17 protein-coding genes and 1 pseudogene are annotated in these 23,759 nt (G+C 70.6%); 11 read left to right on the top strand and 7 right to left on the bottom strand.

Going from position 1 to position 23,759, the window contains the following annotated elements:
• The first annotated feature begins 98 nt into the window (after positions 1–98).
• Positions 99–623, top strand: a complete 525-nt coding sequence (locus tag ACFWP7_RS39025) for a MarR family winged helix-turn-helix transcriptional regulator (protein WP_384392142.1) — start codon at positions 99–101, stop codon at positions 621–623.
• On the opposite strand, the gene ACFWP7_RS39020 is transcribed toward ACFWP7_RS39025, so the two are convergent.
• Complete coding sequence (locus tag ACFWP7_RS39020) at positions 620–2,173, bottom strand: hypothetical protein (RefSeq protein ID WP_384392140.1); 1,554 nt, start codon at positions 2,171–2,173, stop codon at positions 620–622. The genes ACFWP7_RS39025 and ACFWP7_RS39020 overlap by 4 nt on opposite strands.
• Before the next feature lie 105 nt (positions 2,174–2,278).
• Between ACFWP7_RS39020 and ACFWP7_RS39015 the strand changes: the two genes are divergently transcribed.
• From ACFWP7_RS39015 to ACFWP7_RS39000, 4 genes and pseudogenes are all read left to right on the top strand, one after another.
• Complete coding sequence (locus tag ACFWP7_RS39015) at positions 2,279–3,544, top strand: glycosyltransferase 87 family protein (RefSeq protein WP_384392137.1); 1,266 nt, start codon at positions 2,279–2,281, stop codon at positions 3,542–3,544.
• 111 nt (positions 3,545–3,655) lie between these two features.
• Entirely contained in the window at positions 3,656–4,639 is a 984-nt protein-coding gene (gene galE, locus ACFWP7_RS39010) for a UDP-glucose 4-epimerase GalE (protein ID WP_384392134.1), read from the top strand.
• A gap of 92 nt (positions 4,640–4,731) precedes the next feature.
• Positions 4,732–5,082: pseudogene (locus ACFWP7_RS39005) on the top strand (condensation domain-containing protein); the annotation flags it as partial.
• A gap of 16 nt (positions 5,083–5,098) precedes the next feature.
• Entirely contained in the window at positions 5,099–6,490 is a 1,392-nt protein-coding gene (locus ACFWP7_RS39000; protein ID WP_384392132.1) for a condensation domain-containing protein, read from the top strand.
• Here ACFWP7_RS39000 and ACFWP7_RS38995 read toward each other — a convergent pair.
• Positions 6,468–7,391 carry an oxidoreductase gene (locus ACFWP7_RS38995; RefSeq protein ID WP_384392129.1) on the bottom strand — a complete coding sequence of 308 codons (924 nt, stop codon included), beginning with the start codon at positions 7,389–7,391 and terminating at the stop codon, positions 6,468–6,470. The two genes, ACFWP7_RS39000 and ACFWP7_RS38995, sit on opposite strands and share 23 nt — an antisense overlap.
• A gap of 136 nt (positions 7,392–7,527) precedes the next feature.
• On the opposite strand from ACFWP7_RS38995, the gene ACFWP7_RS38990 reads away from it, so the two are divergent.
• From ACFWP7_RS38990 to ACFWP7_RS38980, 3 genes are read left to right on the top strand one after another with little or no spacing between them, the layout of a single operon-like run.
• Positions 7,528–8,169, top strand: coding sequence for a TetR/AcrR family transcriptional regulator (locus ACFWP7_RS38990; protein ID WP_384392126.1), 642 nt, complete (start codon positions 7,528–7,530; stop codon positions 8,167–8,169).
• Entirely contained in the window at positions 8,166–9,092 is a 927-nt protein-coding gene (locus ACFWP7_RS38985) for an ADP-ribosylglycohydrolase family protein (RefSeq protein WP_384392123.1), read from the top strand. Before ACFWP7_RS38990 ends, ACFWP7_RS38985 begins: the two co-directional genes overlap by 4 nt.
• A gap of 55 nt (positions 9,093–9,147) precedes the next feature.
• Positions 9,148–9,846, top strand: coding sequence for a class I SAM-dependent methyltransferase (locus ACFWP7_RS38980; protein WP_384392121.1), 699 nt, complete (start codon positions 9,148–9,150; stop codon positions 9,844–9,846).
• A 264-nt stretch (positions 9,847–10,110) separates the two neighbouring features.
• Here ACFWP7_RS38980 and ACFWP7_RS38975 read toward each other — a convergent pair whose 3' ends face one another.
• A complete protein-coding gene (locus ACFWP7_RS38975) occupies positions 10,111–10,815 on the bottom strand; it encodes a TetR/AcrR family transcriptional regulator (protein ID WP_384392118.1) in 705 nt (234 codons plus the stop codon).
• Positions 10,816–10,982: 167 nt separating this feature from the next.
• Between ACFWP7_RS38975 and ACFWP7_RS38970 the strand changes: the two genes are divergently transcribed.
• Both ACFWP7_RS38970 and ACFWP7_RS38965 read left to right on the top strand, forming a co-directional pair.
• A complete protein-coding gene (locus ACFWP7_RS38970; protein WP_384392116.1) occupies positions 10,983–11,924 on the top strand; it encodes an ABC transporter permease in 942 nt (313 codons plus the stop codon).
• Positions 11,917–12,753 carry an ABC transporter ATP-binding protein gene (locus ACFWP7_RS38965; RefSeq protein ID WP_384392113.1) on the top strand — a complete coding sequence of 279 codons (837 nt, stop codon included), beginning with the start codon at positions 11,917–11,919 and terminating at the stop codon, positions 12,751–12,753. Before ACFWP7_RS38970 ends, ACFWP7_RS38965 begins: the two co-directional genes overlap by 8 nt.
• 89 nt (positions 12,754–12,842) lie before the next feature.
• Here ACFWP7_RS38965 and ACFWP7_RS38960 read toward each other — a convergent pair whose 3' ends face one another.
• The 4 genes from ACFWP7_RS38960 to ACFWP7_RS38945 form a co-directional block, all read right to left on the bottom strand.
• Positions 12,843–17,780, bottom strand: a complete 4,938-nt coding sequence (locus ACFWP7_RS38960) for an NAD-glutamate dehydrogenase (protein WP_384392111.1) — start codon at positions 17,778–17,780, stop codon at positions 12,843–12,845.
• 1,090 nt (positions 17,781–18,870) lie between these two features.
• The gene (locus tag ACFWP7_RS38955) at positions 18,871–21,177 is read right to left on the bottom strand and encodes a LuxR C-terminal-related transcriptional regulator (protein ID WP_384392108.1); all 2,307 of its coding nucleotides are present in this window, start codon (positions 21,175–21,177) and stop codon (positions 18,871–18,873) included.
• Positions 21,178–21,378: 201 nt separating this feature from the next.
• Positions 21,379–22,044: an HAD family hydrolase gene (locus ACFWP7_RS38950; RefSeq protein ID WP_384392106.1), complete on the bottom strand. Its 666-nt coding sequence runs from the start codon at positions 22,042–22,044 to the stop codon at positions 21,379–21,381.
• 77 nt (positions 22,045–22,121) lie between these two features.
• Entirely contained in the window at positions 22,122–22,637 is a 516-nt protein-coding gene (locus ACFWP7_RS38945) for a DUF6912 family protein (RefSeq protein ID WP_384392103.1), read from the bottom strand.
• On the opposite strand from ACFWP7_RS38945, the gene ACFWP7_RS38940 reads away from it, so the two are divergent.
• Positions 22,636–23,670 (top strand): Rv3235 family protein, encoded by a 1,035-nt coding sequence (locus tag ACFWP7_RS38940; protein WP_384392100.1) that lies wholly within the window; start codon positions 22,636–22,638, stop codon positions 23,668–23,670. The two genes, ACFWP7_RS38945 and ACFWP7_RS38940, sit on opposite strands and share 2 nt — an antisense overlap.
• Positions 23,671–23,759: the final 89 nt, after the last annotated feature.

The raw sequence follows: 23,759 nt of genomic DNA, 5'->3' as shown, positions 1-23,759 counted from the left end.
TTGCCCGGGCGGCCGGTCCGGCCGCCTCACAGCACTGATTAGAGCACGCAATTCAATTGTGCACAACTGAATGACGGGCAGCTTGCTATCCTGGACCCATGACCGCCACCCCGACGCCGACCCCGAGTCCGCCGTCCCCGAGACCCCAGGGCCCGGCCGACGGGGACTTCCTGCGTCTCGACAACCAGATCTGCTTCTCCCTGAACGCCGCGTCGCGCGCCTTCGGCGCCGTCTACCGCGTGCTCCTCAAGGACCTCGGGCTCACCTATCCCCAGTACCTGGTGATGCTGGTGCTGTGGGAACACGGCGAACTGCCCGTGAAGAAGCTCGGCGAGCACCTGCGGCTCGACTCCGGGACACTGTCGCCGCTACTGAAGCGGCTGGAGGCGGCGGGTCTGGTACGACGTGAGCGCAGCGTCCACGACGAGCGTTCCGTGCACGTCCACCTCACCGAAGAGGGCGTGGCCCTGCGCGAGCGCGCACTGGTCGTGCCGCGCCGGATCGCCGCCGCGACGGGCGCGAGCCTGGAGGAGATCCACGAGCTCCGGACCCGCCTCGACCACCTGACGGCGGCCCTGGACTCGGCGGCACTGGAGGAGACCGCGGGTAGCCACGCGCTTTAGTCGGCGGCCCAGTCCATGAACGGATTCGCCGGCCGGCGCACGTACAGCCGCAGGGTCACGCCCTTGCGCGCGACCTCCTCGCGCGGCACGAACTCCTCCCCGACCACGGTGAGTTTGACCCGCTCGGTGGCGCTGCCCGGATGCCAGGACGGCCGCAGCGCGAACGGCTCCGCGACCACCCACACCCGGTCGAGGCGGTCGAGCCGTCGCCGCAGCTCTCCCGGGTCCGTCTCCTGCCCGTACAAGGTCCCGGACACCGGCCCGGGCTTCCTGAGCGCGATGTCCCGCACCCCGCGGAAGCCCTTCGGATACGCCAGCGCCGAACGCCGCACGATCGACGGCAGGAACAGCACGGGGTCCCCGGGCCGCAGTTCCCGCCCGGCGAGGGCGGAGACGACGGCGAGGTTGTCGGGGCGGCGGCCGGGAGTGCGGTCCTGGCGGAGGACGGGGAGCTGCCAGACGAAGACGAGGGCGACGGCGAGGACGCCGGTGAGGGTGCTGACGGCCGGTCTCGGCGCCAGCTGCACCAGGCGTTCGGCTCCGGCCGCGGCCAGCAGCGGGGCCCCGGCGAGGGCGTACAGCACATAGCGCTCGTCGTACAGCGGCGAGAAGCGGGACACGGTCATCAGTACCGCGGGCGGGACGACCATCAGGGGCAGGGCGACCGCCCGGAGCGTGAGCTTGCCGCGCCGCTCGCCCTGCCGCGCCCCGCGCCGCTCGCTCTGCCACGCTCCCTGCCGCGCGGGCGGGAAACTCAGGGCCAGCGCGATAAGGGCAAGGTACGGCACGTGGACCATCAGCTCCGGTCCCGCGAACGCCCGCAGCAGATGGTCCACGCTGTCGAGCCCGGGCGCCGACAGCCACGCGACCTGCGCGGACTGCCCCTTGGAGACGACGGCGAGCGGCAGCAGCACCAGCACCGCGACGCCTGCCGCCCGCGCCCACCCCCGCCACACCCGCCGCGGCACCCGCGTGAGCGCCAGCGTCACCGCGTGCGCGAGCAGCACCAGCACCGCGAACTCGTGCAGCAGGCAGGTGACGGCGACCGTCCCACCGTACGCCCACCAGGCTCCCGTCCGCACCGCCCTCACCAGCAGCAGCGTCGCGCCCGCGACACCGGCCGCGACCAGCGCGTAGGACCGTCCCTCCTGCGCGAAGTGCCCGGCCATGGGCGTGACGGCGTACAGCAGACCCGCCCACAGGCCGACCCGCGGGCAGCCCAGCCGGACGCCGAGGGCGGCGACGAGGCCCGCGGTCGTGGCGGCCCCGCAGACCGAGGGGAGCCGCAGGGCGACCTCGCCGGGGTGCAGGGCGAGGACGACGTGCATGAGGAGGTAGTAGAGGCCGTGCACCGCGTCCACGCTGTGCAGCAGCTGCCAGATCTGCGGGACCGAGCGCCGCGCGACCTGGAAGGTGACGGCCTCGTCGCGCCACATACCGCCGCGGTCCAGGCCCCAGAGCCCGATCGCGAACATGACGGCCACGGGCACCAGCACGGCCACGACCTCGGTACGTCCGATCCCCGACCGCCTCACCCACGAGCTCACCATGAGCAAGATCTTGTGCGATTAAACAACCTTTGAGAGGTATTGACGGCGTATCAGCCCTTTTGACCCATCCATGCGGCTTACCATCCGGCCTTGATGAGCACCTTGATGAGCACCTCGCCGAAACACCGCCGCCCGCTCCTCCTCGCCGCCGGGTGGCTCGCCACCCGGGCGCTGATGCTGTGGCTGCTCGCCCACGACCACCTCCGCCTGCTCGGCCGGGGCGGGGTCTCACGCGAGGTCAGCAGCCTCTACTTCCGCTGGTACGGCGTGCTGTCCCACGGCAGCTTTCCGGCGGACGACCGGCTGTGGCAGTACCCGCCGGGCGCCGGTCCCGTACTGCTCGCGCCGGCACTGCTGCCGACCCTGACGTACTTCACGGCCTTCGTGGCGCTCACCCTCGCCACGGACGCCGTGATCATGGTCGCCCTTACGTGCGCGGGGACCCGCCCCGGCCGCACGCTGGCCGGCGCGGCCCTGTGGATTGCGGCGCTCCCCCTCCTCCTGCACCTCCCACTCGTTCGCTACGACGTCCAGGTCACGGCGTTCGCCGTCATCTCCCTGTTGACGTTGTCGCGCTCCACGCGCGCGTGCGGTGCGTTCGCCGCGCTGGGCGCGCTGGTGAAGGTCTGGCCCGCGCTGGTGCTCATCGGCACGCCGAAGGGCCGTACGACACGGCAGGCCTGGACGTCGGCGGTGGTCACGGCGGCCGCCATGCTCCTGCTGCTGGTCGCCGCGTTCAGCAACCCCTTCGACTTCCTGCGTCAGCAGGGCGGCCGGGGCGTGCAGATCGAGTCACTCGGCGGCACGGTCCTCGGCTTCGCGCGCCACGCCGGGTGGCCGGGCACCGCGCGCTACCAGTACGGCGCGATGGAGTTCGTGGGGCCCTACGTCTCCGCCGTCGCGGCCGCCTCGCTCGCCCTCACCGTCGCCTCCTTCGGACTGCTGCTCCTGTGGCGGGTGCGCGCGCGGCACTGGACGGCGGCGACTCCGTACGACGCCGCCCTCGCCGCCGTACTGCTCTTCACCGTGACGAGCCGCGTGATCAGCCCCCAGTACATGGTGTGGCTGCTCGGCCTGTCCGCCGTGTGCCTGACCTCACGGCACACCACCCAGCGCCCGGTGGCCGCACTGATCGTGGCGGCGACGGCGGTCAGCTCCGTCGTGTACCCCACCATGTACGGGGAGGTCATCCACAGCACCTTGACGGGCTGCCTGCTGATGCTCGTACGCAACGGTCTGCTGGCGGCCGCCGCGGCACTGTCCTTCATGCGGCTGTGGCGGTCGGGCTCGGTCGTGCCCCAGGGGACCGCCTCGGACGTTTCCCACCGGATGCCGCTCCCCGTTCCCGCCGCCTCCCGGGCCAGGCACTGAAGGCGCCTGATTCACTGATACGCGACCGCAGGACACGGGCAGGACCACGGGTTCACAGCCCACCGAGCTCACCGGGCCCACCGAGCTCACTTCACGAGGGGACGGCCGCACATGATCTGGCTGATCACCGGCGGCGCCGGTTACATCGGGGCGCACGTCGTCCGCGCGATGCTCGACGCGGGCGAACAGGCCGTGGTCTACGACGACCTGTCCACGGGTATCGAGGAGCGGGTGCCCTCCGGTGTCCCGCTGGTGGTCGGCTCGACGCTGGACGCCGGACTGCTGGCCCGCACGCTCAGGGAGCACTCCGTCACCGGTGTCGTGCACCTGGCGGCGAAGAAGCAGGTCGGCGAGTCGGTGAACCTCCCCCTGCACTACTACCGGGAGAACGTCGAGGGCCTGCGGGTGCTGCTGGAGGCGGTGACCGCCGCGTCCGTCACCTCCTTCGTCTTCTCCTCCTCGGCGGCGGTGTACGGCATGCCGGATGTGGACCTGGTGACGGAGGAGACGCCGTGCGCGCCGATGAGCCCGTACGGCGAGACGAAACTGGCGGGCGAGTGGTTGGTCCGCGCGACGGGCCGCGCCACCGGCCTGTCCACCGCGTCCCTCCGTTACTTCAACGTGGCAGGCGCGGCGACGCCCGAACTCGCGGACGTCGGCGTCTTCAACCTCGTCCCCATGATCTTCGAGAAGCTCACCGAGGACGCGCCGCCGCGCATCTTCGGCGACGACTACCCCACCCCCGACGGCACCTGTGTCCGCGACTACATCCACGTGGTGGACCTCGCCGAGGCTCATGTGGCCACGGCCCGCGCCCTGGTGGCGTCACCGGGCAAGGACCTGACCCTCAACATCGGCCGCGGGGAAGGCGTTTCGGTCCGCGAGATGATCGACCTCGTCAACACGGTCACCGGCTACGACCGCCCTGCGGTGACCACTCCCCGCCGTCCCGGCGACCCGGCCCGCGTGGTGGCCTCGGCCGACCGCATCGCCGTGGAACTGGGCTGGAAGGCGAAGTACGGCGTCCAGGACATGATCACGTCGGCGTGGGCGGGGTGGGTGCGGCTGCATCCGGGGGCGGCGCGCAACCAGTAGTCCAGGGGTACTTCGGCCCCGTCGCACGGCAGTTGACCCTGCCGGAGCCCGGTAGCACTCCAGCCGCGACAGCGACCAGGCCCGCCCATGAGATGAGTTGGTCAGCGGGAAATCGGAGCACGCGTACTCGGACTCACTTTTTGTACCACCGCACCTTGAGGGACATGCTCATGACGGAGCGCGGGGAGACCCGGTCGGATTTGATGGCCGGGCAGCTGGGAATCTGGCACGCCCAACAGCTCGCCCCCGACGACCCTCGCTACAACATCGGCGAGTACTTCGAGTTCCGGGGCCCGTTGGATCCCACCGCGCTCGAGGACACACTGCGGAGGGCGCTGCGCGAGGTCGACGCGTTCCATCTGCGGTTCGGTAGTGCCGGCGCGAACCTGTGGCAGGTCGTGGGGGACCGCGACGACTGGACACTGCGCCGGGTCGACGTCAGTGCCGAGGCCGACCCACGTGCGGCGACGCGCGGAGCTGCCGGTCCGGTGGCTCGGGCCGGGCTCGGCCGCGGACCTGGTGAGTGCGGTCGACGCGCGCCGGTACCGGATGGATCTCGAAGCGGCACCGCTGCTGCGGATCTCCACCATGTTCGACGCGGAACACGGGCGCTGGCTCGTCTCGCTGCTGCTGCACCACCTGGTGGACGACAACACGTCGCTGCAGTTACTGCTCGCCGAGACCGGCGCGCACATGGCGGGCACCGGTGGGCGGCTGCCGGACCCCGTGCCGTACCGCACGGTGGTCGCCCGGTCGGTCCTCGACGTGGAGGAGGCCGAGCACGACCGCTTCTTCCGGCGGATGCTGGACGGGGTGACCGAGCCAACGGCGCCGTTCGGCGTTCTCGACGTGCAGGGGAACGGCCTCGGCGTCGACGAGGCACGGACATGGCTCGACACGGAACTGGCCGCGCGCGTACGGCGGACGGCGCGAGGAGCGGGGGTTTCGCCGACGACGCTGTTCCACGTCGCCTGGGGGCGGGCGCTGGCACGCACCACCGGCCAGGACGACGCGGTGTTCGGCACGGTGCTGTTCGGGCGAGGCGGCGCGGACGCGCAGCGAGGGATCGGCGCCTTCGTCAACACGCTGCCAGTCCGTGTGGCGGCGGGCGCGCAAGACGTCGCTGGGTGCGTGCGCAGCACGCACCGGCTCCTGGTCGAGCTCATGCGCCACGAACACGCCTCACTGGCACGGGCGCAGCGGTGCGGTGCGGTGGACGCCCGGCTGCCGCTGTTCACGACGGTCCTCAACTACCGGCACGCCACGTCCGTCGTGCTGGAATCGGGGGTGACGGAGATAGTGCCGGGCATCACGCTCCTGGCGGGCGAGGAGCGGACGAACTACCCGGTTTTCCTGTCGGTCGACGACTCCGCGGACGGCTTCCTGCTCGTCGCCCAGGCGCTGCCGTCGATCGGCGCCGACTGGGTGTGCACCGCGCTGGTCGAAGCCCTGCACCAAGTGGTTTCGGAGCTGGAGTCCACACCGGATTCGCCGATACGAGATCACGCCCTGCCACAGGCCACGGCGCCCGCCCTCCCGTCCTTGCCCGTCCCACGTACCGGCCGGGTGGCCTCGGCAGGCTCGGAGGCGGTCCTGTCCAAGCTGTTCGCCGAGATACTCGACGTATCCTCCGTCGGTGCCGACGACGACTTCTTCGCGCTGGGCGGGCATTCGCTGCTCTCCCTGCGGCTGACCGGCAGGATACGGGCCGTGCTGGACGTCGAGCTTCCGGTGCGCGTGCTGTTCGAGAACCCGACCGTCGCCGGGCTCGCCCGCCGACTCGACCTCGCTTCGGATCAGCCACCAAAAGACATTCGTCGGACAGGCCCTAGACGTTCACTGCCCGGGTGAGCTGGGGGAAGGTGACGCCGGTCAGTTCCTCGGAGGCCGTCCACAGGCGGACGGCGGACTCGGGGTCGCTGGCCGCGGCCGACCGGCCGACGAGGGTCGGGCCGCCCCGCATCTCGGCGAACCCGTCCGGTCCGACGTAGCTGGCGCCGGGCAGATCCTGGGTGGCGGCGTACAGCGTGGGCAGGGCGCCGGCCGCGTTGTCCTGGGCGATGAACCGGTTGCCCACCGCCATGAAGGCGCGCCGCGCGACGCTCGCGTCGTGACTCTGGAGGCTGGTGGCGGCCCAGCCGGGGTGTGCGGCGAGGGCCCGTACGGACGATCCCTCGGCGGCCAGCCGGCTCTGGAGCTCCAGGGTGAACAGCAGGTTGGCGAGCTTGGACTGGCTGTAGGCGGCCATGGGTGAGTACTCGCCGGTCAGATTCAGGTTGTCGAAGCGCATGTGGTTGCTGCTGGGGATCTTGTGGGCCCCTGACGCCACGGTGACCACGCGGTCGGTGACATACGGCAGCAGCAGGTTCGTCAGGGCGAAGTGCCCCAGGTGGTTCGTCCCGAACTGCATCTCGAAGCCGTCCTTGGTGCTGGCCTCGGGGATGTTCATCACGCCCGCGTTGTTGATCAGCAGGTCCAGGTCTCCGTGCCACGACTCGGCGAACGCCCGCACGGAGGCGAGGTCCGCGAGGTCGAGGCGGCGCACCTCGACGGTGCCCCTGGCGCCCTGGACGGTGCGGGCGGCTGCCTCGCCGCGCTTCGGGTCCCGTACGGCGAGCACGACGTGTGCGCCCGCCCGGGCCAGGGCGTCGACGGTGGCGATACCCAGCCCGCTGTTGGCGCCGGTCACGACGGCGGTACGGCCGGTCTGGTCGGCGAGATCGCTTGCGTTCCACTTCTGCTTGGTAGCCATGCCGATGAATGTAGGCGTCGCCAACAATGCTGTCAATGCCAACAATGGTGTCGATGCCAACAATGGTGTCGATGCCAACAAAGTTGACGTCGACAACAATGTAGCCAGCAGTCACATGGCCCTTACACTGAGGGTCATGCAGACTCGCCAGACACGCCGCTACCACCACGGAGACCTGCGCGCCGCGCTGCTGACCCGCGCCGAGGAGACGCTCAGAGAGAAGGGCCCGGGCGCCCTGTCCCTGCGCGAACTGGCCCGCGACCTGGGCGTCAGCCACGCCGCACCGAGCCGTCACTTCAAGGACAAGCAGGCGCTCCTTGACGCACTGGCCCAGGTCGGTTTCGCGCGCATGGGCGAGGCGCTGGCCGCGTCACAGGCGACGGCGGACGAGACCTTCGCCGACCGCCTCGGTGCCCTGGCCCGCGCCTACGTCGGCTTCGCCGCCGCCAACGCGGAACTCCTCGACCTGATGTTCTCGATCAAGCACGACCCGGAGGCCTCCGAGACCCTCGTCGAGGCCTCGCAGAACATGTCCGTCCTGGCCATTCGGCTCATCGAGGAGGGGCAGCGCCGCGGCGAGGTCCGCACCGGCCCCGTCGACACCGTCGCCGTCCCCCTCTTCACCACCCTCCACGGCTTCGCCAGCCTCGCCGTGAGCGGCACCCTCTCCACCGAGTCGACGGACTCGGACCTGGAAAACGTCATCGCCTACACCCTCAGAGGCTGCGCCCCGGACGCCCCCCAGCCGGACGAACACCCCCGTACGCTCCCTCAGTGACCACCGCCCGCGCCATCGGCGCGATCCTCGGTTCCGCAGTGGGCGACGCCCTCGGCGCCCCCTTCGAGTTCGGTCCCGAAGGCGCGTTCACGGAACGCTTCCCCACCCCCGGTCACGGCGGGGAGATGTGCGGAGGCGGTGGCTGGGACCCGGGCGAGGCCACCGACGACACGCAGATGGCGGTCCTGGTCGGCGAGTCGCTCATCGACCACGCCGGCCTCGAACTCCCGGACGTCTTCAGCAGGTTCCGGCGATGGGCGGCAGCCGACCCCAAGGACATCGGCCTGCAGACGGAGGCGGTCCTCACGAGTGGGGACCCCTGGGACCTGGCCGCCGCGATCCACTTCCAGGAGAACCAACGAGCGGCGGGAAACGGCTCCTTGATGCGGGCGGCCACCTCAGCCGTGTACTTCGCCCCACACGGCCGTAGCGCCACCATGGCCGCCGCCCGCCCCATCGCCGCCCTCACCCACGGCGACCGGGCGGCCTGGGAAGGCACCGCGATCCTTCACGAGTTGATCCGGGTCGCACTGGAGGGCCACGACCCCCTCACCGCGATCCCGGAAACCCTCACCGCCACCCACCCGGACCACCGGCCCCGCTATGCCACCGTCCTCGCCCCCGACTGGCATCCCGACCAGGCAACCGAGTTCAACGGTGCGGTGTGGCCCTGCCTCGGCTCCGCCGTGTGGGCCCTGCGGACGACAGGGTCGTACGAGGATGCCGTGCGCGCCGCGATCGACCTCGGCGGTGACACGGACACCGTCGCGGCGGTGACGGGCGCCCTGGCAGGAGCCGTACACGGGGTGGATGCCATTCCGGCCCGATGGACCGAGCCCCTGCACGTACCTCTGCCGGGCTCCGGCGGACGGATACTCCGCACGGCGGAACTCACCGCCCTGGCAAGCAGGTTGGCGAGCTGAAGCCCTGAGCGAACAGCTCCCCGCGCCCCCGTCCGGCGTCCCTAGCATCGGCGGCATGGGAGCCGAGACCGCAGACACGGCAGGTGGGACCGCGAGGGCGACGTACGACGAACACGCCGACTGGTACAACGAGTTCATGTCGGCCGCCGGGCCCGGTGAGTACATTCGGCGGGTGCACGCCGCACTTGAGGATCTGCTGGGCCCCGGCGAGGGGACCTGCCTGGACGTCTGCTGCGGAACGGGCGCCCACGCGCCCGCGCTGGCCGGGCTGGGGTGGACGCCCGTGGGTGTGGATCTGTCGGGCGGTCAACTCCGGCACGCGGTGAGGCGGTTGCCCGTGGTCAGGGCGGACGCGACGGCGCTTCCGTTCGCGGACGCCTCCTTGCCCGCCGCCGCCTGCGTCCTGGCGCACACGGACGTACCCGACTACGCGGCTGTTCTGCGCGAGGTCGCGCGCGTCCTGCGACCCGGCGGCCGGTTCGTGCACCTGGGCGTGCACCCCTGCTACATCGGCGCGTTCGCCGACTGGAGCGAACGACCGAGGGTCATCGTCGACGAACGGTACGAAGACCGCTCCCGCACCTACGACGCGTGGAACCCGGCGGGGGTCCGCGCCCGGGTCGGCGCCTGGCACCTCCCGCTCGCGGACCTGCTCAATGCCACCACAGCGGCCGGCCTACGACTGGTACGCACCGTGGAGGCCGGTCCCGGCGGGATCCCGGACCTGTTCGGGTTCCTGGCCGTGAAGGCGTAGAGGGACGGCAGGGGAGGACTCCAACGCAAGCACGGCGCCAACGCCAGGCCCGGCACCAGGCCAAGGCAGGACTCCAACACCGAGCCCGGCCCCAACACAAAGCCCAGCACCAGGCCAAGGCACAACTCCCACACCGAGCCCGGCCCCAACGCTAGGCCCGGCGCCAACACAAAGCCGCGCACCGGCGGCAACTCCGGCGCCGACTCCGACTCCGACTCCGACAGACTCCGGCACCGGCGCCAACTCCGGCCCCGGCCCCGGCCCTCACAACGCCTTGAGCGCCGCCGCCGTGGCCCGGGCCAGGCTCGCCAGATAACCCTTGGGCAGCTTGGGGCTGCGCACCACCACCGCCCGCCAGTACAGCGGCCCGGACATCAGGTCGAGCGCGAGGTCGAGGCTGATTCCCTCGCGGACCTCTCCCCGCGCGGCCGCCGCCGCGACGATCCCGTTCGTGACGCCCTGCTGGCCTTCACGCAGGGCCTTCTGCATGGCGTCGGCGATCTCGGGGTTGCGGGCCGCCTCGGCCTGGAGGTCGGGGATGATCTGGCCGGCCACCGGGTGGCGCAAGGCACGTGACGTGACCTCGTACAGCAGCCGCAGGTCGCCCTCCAGGGAGCCGGTGTCCGGCGCGGGCAGGCCCTGGACCGCGATGGCCGAGACCAGGTCGAGGACGAGGTGGAGTTTCGAGCGCCAGCGCCGGTACACCGCCGTCTTGCCGACACCCGCGCGACGGGCGATGCCCTCGATGGACATCCGGGCGTAGCCGACGGCTGCGAGCTCCTCGAAGACGGCGGCGCGGATGGCTTCGGTCACATCCTCCCGGAGGACGGCCGCACCCGCGGGAGCCCGGCGGCGCGGTGCCTTCCCGGAAACAGGCCCACTCCCCGCCCCGGTCCCGGTCCCGGCCCGGGTCGCGGCGCCGGTCACGGCCCCGGTGGCATCGGCGTTCGTCGTCATGCGTTCCAGCATAGGGCGTGACGACGAAACGGTTGCGTTCCGACGTGGAATAGGCCTAGGCTCGCGATGCGACGATACGGTCCCGTTCCGACGTAAGAAGACGGCAAAGACGACGTAAGAGCCAGGTCAAGGACGAACCGGACCGCTTCGCCCCCCACCCCCGAGCGAAAGCAGCGGATGTGAGCCAGGTCCTCGACACACCGCCCCCCGTGTCGGCCTCCCCCGCCGACAAGGCAGCCGGCCGACCCGCCGCGGAGAGCGCCGAGGCGCTCGCCGCCCGGTACGGCCTCACTGTCAGCGGCGCACGCCCCTCCCTGCCCGAGTACATCCGCCAGCTCTGGGCGCGGCGCCACTTCATCACCGCCTTCGCCACCGCCAGGCTCACCGCCCAGTACAGCCAGGCGAAGCTCGGCCAGATCTGGCAGGTGGCGACCCCGCTGCTGAACGCGGCGGTCTACTACTTCATCTTCGGCATCCTGATGGGCACCAGCAAGGGGATCCCCGACTACATCCCGTTCCTGGTCACCGGCGTCTTCGTGTGGACCTTCACACAGAGTTCGATCATGGCGGGGACGCGGGCCATCTCCGGCAGCCTCGGGCTCGTACGCGCCCTGCACTTCCCGCGGGCCGCGCTGCCGGTGTCGTACTGCCTCCAGCAGCTCCAGCAGTTGCTGTTCTCGATGTGCGCGCTGGTCATGATCCTGCTCGCCTTCGGGGTGCCAGTCAGCATGTCCTGGCTGCTCGTCATCCCCGCGCTCACGCTCCAGTTCGTCTTCAACGCGGGCGTGGCGATGATCATGGCCCGGATGGGCGCGAAGTTCCCCGACATCTCCCAGCTCATGCCGTTCCTGCTGCGCACCTGGATGTACACCTCGGGCGTCATGTGGAGCATCGAGCACATGCTGAAGAATCAGGACCTGCCCGGCTGGGTCCTGGTGGCGCTGCAGTCCAACCCCGCCGCCGTGTACATCGACCTGATGCGGTTCTCGCTGATCGACAGCTTCCACGCCAGCCAGTTGCCGCCGCACGTGTGGGCGGTCGCGACGGGCTGGGCCCTGCTCGCCGGCGTGGGCGGGTTCCTGTACTTCTGGAAGGCTGAGGAGACGTACGGCCGTGGCTGACATCATCACGAAGAGCAACCCCGAGAGCACGCCCAAGAGCGCCCTCGTGGACACACCCGACGAGCTGATCCCCACGGTCATCGTCGACCAGGTCGACATCGTCTACCGCGTCAACGGCACCGGCGGCGGCCGCGGTTCCGCCACCGCCGCGCTCAACCGCATCCTGCACCGCGGCAAAGCCGAGAAAGCCTCCGGTGTCCGCAAGGTGCACGCCGTGAGGAACGTCTCCTTCACGGCGTACCGCGGCGAGGCCATCGGCCTCATCGGCACCAACGGCTCGGGCAAGTCCACGCTGCTCAAGGCGTGCGCGGGTCTCCTCCCCGTGGAGAACGGCAGGATCTACACCGACGGCCAGCCCTCGCTTCTCGGCGTCAACGCGGCCCTGATGGGCGACCTGACCGGCGAGCGCAACGTCTACCTCGGCGGCCTCGCGATGGGCATGTCCAAGGAGCAGGTGCGCGAGCGCTACCAGGAGATCGTCGACTTCTCCGGTATCAACGAGAAGGGCGACTTCATCACGCTGCCCATGCGGACGTACTCCTCCGGCATGTCGGCCCGCCTGCGGTTCTCCATCGCCGCCGCCAAGGACCACGACGTCCTGATGATCGACGAGGCCCTCGCGACGGGGGATCGCTCCTTCCAGAAGCGCTCTGAGGCACGCATCCGGGAGCTGCGGAAGACTGCGGGCACCGTCTTTCTCGTGAGCCACAACAACAAGTCGATCCGGGATACGTGTGACCGGGTGCTGTGGCTGGAGCGCGGCGAGCTGCGCCTGGACGGGCCGACGGAGGATGTGCTCAAGGAGTACGAGAAGTTCACGGGGAAGTAGAACCCGGCAGGAAGAAGGGGGCGCCCCAGCCATCACGGCTGGGGGCGCCCCCTTCGGCGTACCGCCTGAAAGCAGAAGGCGTACGTCGGCTACGAATGCGTCCGCAGCAGCGTCCGCATCGTCCGCATGGCCACCGACAGATTCGCCAGGTCGAACGCGTCCGAGCTGCGGATCTCCTCCAGGGTCGTGCGGGCGCGGCCGAGGATCGCCGCGTTCTTCTCCTCCCAGGCCTTGAAGCGCTGCTCGGGAGTGGAGGTGCCGTTGCCGGCGGAGAGAACGTCGGCGACGAGCGCCGCGTGGGCCGCGTACAGGTCCTCGCGGATGGAGGCGCGGGCCATGGACTGCCAGCGGTCGGCGCGCGGGAGCTCGATGATCCGGTCCATGAGCTGGGTGATGCCGAGCCGGTCACCGAGGTCGTAGTAGACCTCGGCGACGGCCATCGGGTCCTTGCCGGTGCGTTCGGCCACCGCGACGATGTCCAGCGTCGGGAAGGCGGAGGAGAACCCGGCCACGCGGGTGGCGAGTTCGTCCGGGACGCCGGCGCCCGTCAGCTCGTCATGGATCCGCTGGTACCACTCCGAGTCCGCGCCACGCAGCAGCTTGGGCAGCTGGGACCAGACCTGCTCGACCCCGTCGCTGAAGAAGCTGATCGTCTCGGCGAGCTGGAGCGGCTGCGGCCTGTTGTTGAGCAGCCAGCGCGTACCGCGCTCGACGAGACGGCGGGAGTGGAGCCGGATCCGGGTCTGGACGTCGGCGGCGACGACATTGTCGAGCGCCTCCACCGCGTCCCACACCTGGCTCGACTCGAAGATCGCGCGGGCCGCGGTCTGCGCCCGGACGATCTCCTCCAGGGAGGCGCCGGTCTCCTCGCGCAGGCGGTGCAGGAAGCTCGTACCGCCTGTGTTGACCGTGTCGTTGACCAGGACGGTCGTCACGATCTCGCGACGCAGCGCGTGCCCGTCGATCTGCTCGCGGAACTTCTCGCGCAACGCGGTCGGGAAGTACGCGTGCAACAGGCGCTGGAGGTAGGGGTCGTCGGGCAGCGAGGTGGCGAGCAGCGCGTCGGAGACCGTGATCTTCGTGTACGCGAGGAGGACGGCCGTCTCCGGACCGGTCAGCCCCTGTCCTGCGGCCAGCCGCTCGCGGATCTGCCGGTCGGTGGGCAGGAACTCCAGGGCCCGGTCGAGGTGGCCCTCCCTGACCAGGTGGCGCAGGAAGCGCTGCTGGGCGTGGAGCATGTCCGGCGACTGGGCCAGCGCGTTGGCGATCGCCACGTTCTGCGCGTAGTTGTTGCGCAGGACCAGGTCGCCGACCTCGTCGGTCATCTGGGCGAGCAGCTTGTTGCGCTGCTTGACGGTCAGATCGCCGTTCGTCACCACCGCGTTGAGAAGGATCTTGATGTTCACCTCGTGGTCGGAGGTGTCCACGCCCGCGCTGTTGTCGATGGCATCGGTGTTGATCTTGCCGCCGTGCTGCGCGAACTCGATCCGGCCGAGCTGGGTGAGCCCCAGGTTGCCGCCCTCGCCGACGACCTTGACCCGCAGGTCGGCGCCGTCGACCCGGATGGCGTCGTTGGCCTTGTCGCCGACGTCCGCGTGCGTCTCGGTGGACGCCTTTACATACGTACCGATGCCGCCGTTCCACAGCAGGTCGACCTGCGACTTGAGGATCGCCTTCATCAGGTCGGCCGGCGTCATCTTGGCGACGCCGGACTCGATGCCGAGGGCCTCGCGGATGTGCGCGTTGACCGGGATGGCCTTGGCGGTACGCGGGAAGATGCCGCCGCCGGACGAGATCAGCTCGCTGTTGTAGTCGGCCCACGAGGAGCGCGGCAGCTCGAAGAGCCGGCGGCGCTCGGCGTACGACGTCTCGGCGTCCGGCGTCGGGTCGATGAAGATGTGCCGGTGGTCGAAGGCCGCCACCAGCCGGATGTGCTCGCTGAGCAGCATTCCATTGCCAAAAACATCTCCTGACATGTCCCCGACACCGACCACCGTGAAGTCCTGCGTCTGGGTGTTCACGCCCAGCTCCCGGAAGTGCCGCTTCACGGACTCCCAGGCACCGCGCGCGGTGATGCCCATCTTCTTGTGGTCGTAACCGGCCGAGCCGCCGGACGCGAAGGCGTCGCCGAGCCAGAAGTTGTAGCTCTCCGCGACCCCGTTGGCGATGTCCGAGAAGGTCGCGGTGCCCTTGTCGGCTGCGACGACGAGGTAGGTGTCGTCCCCGTCGTGCCGTACGACGTCCGCGGGCGGGACGACCTCACCTGCCACCAGGTTGTCGGTGATGTCGAGCAGCGCGGAGATGAAGGTCTTGTAGCTCGCGATCCCCTCGGCGAGCCACGCGTCGCGGTCCACGGACGGGTCGGGCAGCTGCTTGGCGACGAATCCACCCTTGGCGCCGACGGGCACGATGACGGTGTTCTTCACCATCTGCGCCTTCACCAGACCGAGGATCTCTGTCCGGAAGTCCTCCTTCCGGTCGGACCAGCGCAGACCACCACGCGCCACCTTGCCGAACCGCAGGTGCACGCCCTCGACACGCGGCGAGTACACCCAGATCTCGTACGCCGGACGTGGCGCCGGAAGGTCCGGGATGGCCTGCGGGTCGAACTTCATGGAGACGTACTCATGGGGCTTCGCGCCCAGCGCCTCCTGGAAGAAGTTCGTGCGCAGGGTCGCCTTGATGACGGTGAGGAAGGAACGCAGGATCCGGTCCTCGTCCAGGCTGGCCACCTGGTCGAGCGCGGCGTCCAGCTCCTCCATCAGCGCGTCGGTCAGCTCGACACCGGCGCGCTGGCGGTCCGGCGACATCCGCGCCTCGAAGAGCGAGACGAGCAGCCGGGTGGTGTGGACGTTGTTGCGGAGGGTGTCCTCCATGTAGTCCTGGCTGAAGGTCGAGCCCGCCTGGCGCAGGTACTTGGCGTACGCGCGCAGCACCATCGCCTGGCGCCAGTTGAGCCCGGCGCTCAGCACCAGCGCGTTGAAGCCGTCGTTCTCGGCCGCGCCGGTCCAGGTGGCGGCGAAGGCCTGCTGGAAGCGCTCGCGGCCGTCGTCGCCGAGGGAATCCCCGTTGCCGTTCAGGGACTTGGGCAGGCGCAGCCCGAAGTCGTAGATCCAGGCGGTCGTACGGTCCGAGCAGCGCAGCTCGTACGGACGTTCGTCGGTGACCTCGACGCCCATCCGGTTGATCGCGGGCAGCACCGCGGAGAGCGAGACCTGCTCGCCGGTGCGGTAGATCTTGAAGCGGCGCTCGCCGGGTCCCGCGCCGACCGGCTCGTACAGACTGAGCGCGAAGTCCTTGTTGTCATCCTTGGTCAGCCGTTCGAGGTGGACCAGGTCGGCGACGGCGGCGCGCGGGTTGTGGTCGGCCTTGTATCCCTCGGGGAAGGCACCCCCGTACCGGCGCACCAGCTCGGCGGCGCGCTCCTCGCCCAGCTCGGCGGTCAGCGCCTCCCCGAAGCCGTCGGCCCACGAGCGGGCGGCCTCGACGAGCCGCGCCTCGATGCGCTCCTTGTCGGTGTCGGACAGCTGCGGCAGCTCGGTGCCCGGCTCGACCCGGACCACGAAGTGCAGCCGGGACAGGATCGACTCGGTGTTCCAGGCCGTGAAGTCGACGCTGGTGCCGTTCAGTTCTTCCTTGAGGATGTCGATGATCCGCAGGCGTACGCCGGTGGTGTAGCGGTCGCGCGGGAGGTAGACGAGCGCGGAGTAGTAGCGCCCGTACTCGTCCTGGCGCAGGTACAGCCGCAGCCGGCGCCGCTCCTGGAGGTACAGGACGGAGGTGACGATGGACCGCAGTTCGTCCACCGGGGTCTGGAACAGCTCGTCGCGCGGGTACGTCTCCAGGATCTGGAGCAGGTCGCGCCCGTCATGGCTGTTGGGCGAGAACCCGGCGCCGCGCAGAACTTCCTCGACCTTGCGGCGCACCACGGGAACCCGCCGTACGGACTCGGTGTAGGCAGCCGAGGAGAACAGCCCGAGGAAGCGCCGCTCGCCGATCACATTGCCGTCGGCGTCGAACTTCTTCACACCGACGTAGTCGAGGTACGACGGCCGGTGCACGGTGGACCGGCTGTTGGCCTTGGTCAGCACCAGCAGCTTGTGCTCGCGGGCCTTGGCGCGGGCGTCCGCGGGCAGCCGCTCGAAGGACGGGCTGACCGGGTGGCTGTCCTCGCCGGTGTGGTGCGGGTCGGAGCGCAGGATGCCGAGACCGGTACCGGCCACGGCGGCGAGCGAGTCGTCGTCCCGCAGCTCGTACTCCCGGTATCCCAGGAAGGTGAAGTGGTCGTCCGCGAGCCAGCGCAGCAGCCCCCGGGCCTCCTCGACCTCCTGGTCACGCAGGTCGTCCGCGGTCGGCTCCTTGGGCAGCTCCTCCGCGATGCGCAGCGCGGCGTCGCGCATCTTCTCCCAGTCCTCGACGGTCTCGCGGACATCGGAGAGCACGCGCAGCAGATCGGCGGTGATCTGCTTCAGATCCGCGCGGTCGGTCTCGCGGTCGACCTCGACATGGATCCAGGACTCGACGGCGGCGTCGTGCGGAAGGTCGCCGGTGGGCCGGGTCGTCAGGACCTCGATGAGCCTGCCGGTGAGGTCACGCCGTACGACGACCTGCGGGTGGATGACGAGGTGGATGCCGCGCCCCTGGCGCGAGAGCTCGTTGGTGACCGAGTCGACGAGGAAGGGCATGTCATCGGTCACGACCTCGACGACGGAGTGGCTGGAGGTCCAGCCGTTCTCCTCGACGGTCGGGGTGTGGACCCGGACGCTGGCCGTGCCCTGGGGGCGGTTCTCGGCCAGTCGGTAGTGCGAGAAGGCGGCTCCGAAGACATCGACCGGGTCACGGTCGGTCAGGTCCTCCGCTGCGGTGTGCAGGTAGTAGCGCTGGAGGAACGCGAGCACTGTCTCCCGGTCGGGGGTGCCCTCGTCCGTCGTCCCAGTCGGTAGGTGCGCCCCGACCGGGCTGTTCTCAGCTACCCGGGCGGCCCGTTCGAGCAGCTCGGCCTTGGCTTCGTCCAGCTTGGTCTGCATTGTCCTCTGGCTCCTGTCGCGCGCCATTGCGTGACGTAGAAGGAAGTACGGTCTCTTCTCCGACGTAGCGCCGTGACGCGGGGTGTCCGGTCTGGTCCGACGCTATGCCGCACGGAGAGATGAGCGGGGGGTTATCGGCCATTCTCGGCACCCGCGGCGACTGTGACGCTGCTCTCGGCACCGCCGGTGCCTCGGGTGTCCCAGGTGCTGCCCCGGGTGCCCTCGGCGCTCTGAATGTCGCTCCGGGTGTCCGCGCTGCCCTTGACTCCCCGACCCGCCTGCGAAGATCAACGACCGCCGCCCGGTCACGGATGTCGTCCGTGCTGTCCGGGCGCGGAGCAGGGGCGTCAAGGCCCCCGCGAGATATCGCGCTGATCACGCCCCCAGGCTATCGCTCCCCACCGGGGAGTCGTCATGAGCCGTATGTGTACAAAAGCAGGGGTCGAACTTTGACACTCTGCACAGGGACGAATGGGACGCGGGCGTGCAGTGCGGGCGACTTCCCTGCGGGGCGGGCACGTTGGCCTTAGCCCGGTTCCCGTGACAGCGGGCGGCGGCTGCCCCGCCGACGAGGGCAGCCGCCGTGACACCGCCCGGGGCGAAACGGCCGGGCGCCTGCCATGACAGCCAAGGCCCGTGGGGACGGGAACCAACACTGCCGACACCCAACCGCTCCCTACGGATTCCTCACCCCGGACAGCACGACCCGAGCCTCCCGCACCCTGCGTGCCCCCACCATCGGTACCCACGAAGATCCGTATACGTATAGAGGGATCAGGCCAACAGCTAGGTGTACCTACCGCTACCGTCCCAGCTACGGGCATGCGTGCCACTGCAACCGCCTTAGCTGGGGGCATGCGTGCCGCTGCAACCGTCCCAGCTGTGGGCATGCGTGCCACTGCAATTGTCTTAGCTGTGGGCATGCGTGCCGCTAGGGGCGGCACGGGTGGGCACAGCGGCACCCCGCACAGCGCCGGGCCGCGCGACCCGCCTCGACTCCAGCCTCCACGCCGGGTACCTGGTCAACGCCGGTAAGCCCCCTCCCCCCGGCGCCCAAGCACCGGGGCTCAGCACACCCCCCAGCCCACCGCTAGGCGTCCGGCCCCGCAGGAATCTCCCCCCGAGACCCCACCCCCAACTTCGCCAGAATGTGCTCGACATGCGCATCAGCGGTCCGCTTGGAGATGACAAGCCGCTCAGCGATCTCCCGATTGGAGAGCCCCTGCGCCACCAGCGCAGCGACCTCCCGCTCGCGCCGGGTCAACGCATCCGCCCCACCCCGCCGAACCCCGCCCCGAGGCCCCGGCACCGCCCCCGGCGTATCCACATCCCCCCGCACCGCCTCCAACACCTCCGGCCCGCTCAACCGCGCCCCCACCACCCGCCACCGCTCGAACTGCGGACCCCCCAGCGCGACCCTGATCTCCTTGCGCACCGACTCCTGCTCCCGCAGCACCGAGGGCAACAGCCCGATCGGCGCACTGTGCAACCGCTGCGCGTTCTCCGCGTACCCGAGCAACCAGGCAGCCCGGACATACCGCTTCTCGTACGCCGCCGACCAGGAGAGACCGAGGCAGCACAGCCCCGCCACCAGCACCTCACCGATCCCGGCCACTTCTTCGAGGGCCTGCCGCAGTCGGGCGGGACTCTCCGTCCGGTCCCCGGCGAGCCACGAAATCAGCCCGTACGCCCCGAGCGTGGAGGCGTGCATCTGCCGCTCGCCGGTCTCCTCCAGCCGGGCGAGCCCCACCTCGCACAGCTCCAGCGCGCCGGGCACATCGCCGAGTACGGCCCGCACGAGCGCTCCCTCGTAGTGGTGCAGCGCGATGCCCAACAGGTCGTCGCACGCGAGAAGTAGCTGCCGCTCCACCTCCACCATGGCCAGCCCCTCCTCGAAACTCACCTCCCCGCACAAGGCCCGCAGCCCGCCGATGTACCCGCGCGCGATCGGCCCCACCGTCTCCGTCTCCCTGCCGACGCGCGCGGCGACCTCCTCGGCCTGCCGCGTCCGCTCCAGCGCGAGCGCCAGATCGGCGTTCCACACCCCGAACATGCCGGTCACCAGCAGCCCCCAGGCCCGCGCCGGACAGTCCCCCGGAACCCGCTCCAGCCCCTTCTCGATCCAGTACCTCCCTTCGGACAAGGCCCCGCGGGCCCGCCAGTGCGGCCACAGCCTGGCCGCGAGCCGCAGCCCCTCCTCCGCCCTGCCGGGCACCCCGCTCTCGTACGCGTACTCCAGCGCGGCCCGCAGATCGGCGATCCCGGCACGCGCCTCGTGGTGCAACTCCGTCTGGCGTGGCGTGAAGAAGCCTTCCTCAAAGCGGACTCCCAGATCCCGCAGGTAGGCGAAGTGCCGCTCCCGCACGGCCGCCCCGCCACCCGACTCCTCCAGCCGGTCGGCGCCGTACTCCCGGATGGTGTCCAGGAGCCGATAACGCCCGCCGTCCTGCCCGACGCGCTGCACCACCGACTTGTCGAAGAGCCCGATCAGCGGCTCAAGGACCCCGCCCGCCTGTAACTCGCCGCCCGCACACACCCGCTCCGCCGCCGCCAGCTCGAAGGAACCCGCGAAGACGGACAGCCGCGCCCACAACGACCGCTCCTCGGGGGTGCACAGCTCATGCGACCAGCCGATGGCCGTACGCAGGGTCTGGTGCCGTGTCAGCGCGGTGCGCCGCCCGCCGGTGAGCACCTCGAACCGGCGGTCGAGCCGGGCCACCAACTCCGCCAGGGGCACCGCGCGCAACCGCACCGCGGCCAGCTCCAGCGCCAGCGGAATCCCGTCGAGCCGGTCGACGAGCGCCCGCAACTGCCCCTGGTCACCGTCCGCCACGGCGAACCCCGGCACCACCGCCCGCGCCCGCTGCACGAACAGTTCCAGCGCGTCGTCACGGGCCAGCGGCGCGATCTGCAGACAGTGCTCGCCCGGCACGTCCAGGGGCTGTCTGCTGGTCGCGAGGATGCTGACGCCCTCGGCCTCCCGCAGCAGGATGTCGGAGAGCATCGCGCAGCCGTCGACCAGGTGCTCGCAGGTGTCGAGGACGATCAGCAGGCGACGCCCTTGGAGATGGGCGACCACCGCGTCGAGCGGCTTCATGCCGGACTGCTCCGGCAGTTCGAGGACCGCGGCGAGTGTCGCCGGTAGGAGCTCCGGGTCACGCAGCTCCGACAGCTCGGCCAGCCACACCCCGTCCGGGAACCGCTCCCCGACCCCGGCCGCCACCCGCAACGCCGTACGACTCTTGCCGACCCCGCCGGGCCCCACCAGTGTGACGAGCCGCGCCCGCTCCAACGCGCCCCGCGCCAGAGCGAGTTCCTCCGCCCGCCCGACGAAACTGGTGAGCTCGACGGGAAGGTGACCACCCCGCCGCTGCCCGAAGCCGAACCCGAATCCCATCGCGCCCCCCACAGCACGCGCCACCGTTCACACCGGGGCCCTGGTCCCCCGCACAGCGTACGCACCCGGAAGCGGAGCGTTAACGCCTTCTCCTCAAGTCCGTGCCCCCGCACAGCCCATCCCACCGAACACGCCAGGCTCACCCCGGCGCCAAGCCCCGCCGGTCACCAGTGAGACTGTGGGACCGCCGCCCCACCCGGGTCAGGCCGCCAGCCGCTGCGCCTCCACGACCGCTTCCTCCAGGCTGTCCACCACGGGCACGCCCACCTCCTCCAGGCTGGCGCGGCCGTGCGAACCGCCGGTGTAGAGGACCGCCTGCGCCCCCACATGGCGGGCGGCTATCGCGTCGTCGGCGGCGTCACCGATCACCACCACGCGGGCCGGCTCCACACCGGCGAGCGCGCTCAGGTGCCGCACCATGTGCTCGGCCTTGCTGCCGCCGGAGGGCCCGGTCCGCCCGTCGACCCGGACGAAGTGCGGCTCGATCCCGAACTCCCTCACCAACGGGACCAGTTCCTCGTGCCCGTACATACTGAGGATCGACTGGCTGTGCCCCGCCGACCCCCACTCCGCCAGGAGCGTCGGCACACCCGCGGTGAGCTCGCACACCACCCGCTGCTCCGTGTAGTACCGATGGAAGGTCTCGTCCATGATCTGCCACTCGGCGGCGGTCGGCAGTCGCCCCATGAGCCGCTCATAGAACTTCGGCACCGGAACGCAGTACAACGCCCTGTACCGCTCCAGCGTGATCGGCTCAAGGCCCAGCTCGGCGAACGCCGCGTTCGTCGCCCCGATGATCGCGGCATTGTCGTGGAACAGAGTCCCGTTCCAGTCCCACACAATGTGCGCTGCTCCGTACTTCCCCATGACAAGAAAGTACCCGCCCCCACTGACATCGCTCCAGACAGCCCGTCCGCGGCGGCCGCGCCAGGAGCAGCGAAGCCTCAGTCCCCCAAGCCCACCAGGTTGGGGATCTCCTGCGTGGCGAACCACAGCAGCTCGTGGTCCTCGGCCCCGTCCACGATGAACTGAGCGTCGTCGTCCCCGTGATCGGCCGCCCCCAGCGCCTCCACCGCGGCGGCGATGTCCGCCTCCGCGTCCGCCAGGTCGACATGCACGGCAGCCGCCTTGGCCAGGGGCACTGCCCCGGAAACGCGCACCTCACCGAGCGCCGCGGGTTCCAGCCCCCGGTCGGGGTCGGCGACCGCGTCCCGGTCGGCCACGTCGACCGCGACAACCACCCGGCGCCGCACGGCCCCCGGATCGACCGCGAGCAGCCGCAGCGACGCCAGCGCGGCACGGTTCAGCGCCGCGTACTCGAGCTCCTCGATGTCGTCGGAGAGATACCACTCCCGCAAGGCGGGCGTGACGGCGTAGGCGACGAACGGTCCCGCCCCCAGCTCCCCCGTCTTGTACGCCTCGGCGAGACCGGAGAGGGTCAGGGGGACGTAGACGCGCATGGCTGGCCGCTTTCGTAGTCGGAGAGCTCCGGGAAGGGCGTTCCGGCGCCTCCCGGGAGGGCCTTCAGGATACGTGCGGGCGTCCCCTTTCGAGTCCCCGGTCGCACCCTCCGGAGCGTCCACCTCCGACTCGCGATTCACCCGGTACACCCCGGCCCCGCCAAGGCTCCCGCACTTCCCGGCCACTCTGATGAGTGAACTTTTCTGCCGCCCCGACACAGGCGCCACGTCCTTGCGGAGCCCCGCACCCGCCTCGTACAAGATCCCCAACGCAAAAGTTACCGCCCGGTATCAAGCCGGGCCCAGCGAGCGGGGACCACGGATGAACAAGGTGATGACCAGGACGACGCGCCACCCGGGCAGCCGCCCACCCGGCCGCCAGGACTCCCGCCGCCCGGCTACCACCTCACCGCGCGCACCGGGCGGCGGCACCACGCCTCGTACGCCCCCGGAAGGCAGCCCGCCGCCGCCCGGCGGAGGCGCATCCCGAGCCACACCTCCCGCCTCCCGAGCCACACCTCCCGCCTCGCACACCACATCTCCCGCATCGCGAACCACACCGCCCGGAAGCCGAACCACACCGCCCGCCGGTCGCCCGCCCACGACGCAGGCCGGAGCCACGACCCGCACCGCGCCCCCTGCGGCCATCCACCGCCCGGCCCTCGCTCAGACCCCCCACAGGCCCACTTCCCGCCCCCGCCCCACCGACCTCTTCGCCGACCTCCTGCTCGCCGTCCTGAGCGGCCAGCGCCCCGTCCACTGCATGCTGCGCCACACCGCGGGCCGCGCCTACGACGAACTGGCCTGGCTCGCCGAACGCGGCCTCCTGCGCACCCGCGGCACCCGCCCGGTCGTCCGCGACATCGGCTACTACGTGCCGCGCCCCGGCGCGATCGAGGCCTTCGCCCGCATCGGCGCCGGCGAACAGCTCCGCGCCATGGCCTTCCGCCTGGAGCAGGCCCCCGACCTCCGCTGGCGCTGCACAGCGGTCGAACTGGGCGGCCCCCGCATGCCGCACACCAACGACGACTGAGCCAGGGGCAGCGCAAAGGGCCGGACACCCAAAAGGGACGCTGTTGGTTAATCCGGATCCCTGCGTGACGTCGGCCTTCAAGACCTGGT

Origin of the sequence: Streptomyces sp. NPDC058470 (assembly GCF_042721055.1) — a bacterium.
In the GTDB taxonomy this organism is placed as follows: Bacteria; Actinomycetota; Actinomycetes; order Streptomycetales; family Streptomycetaceae; genus Streptomyces.
The sequence above is the reverse complement of the archived record's forward strand: the minus strand, read 5'-3'. Positions and strand labels throughout refer to the sequence as shown.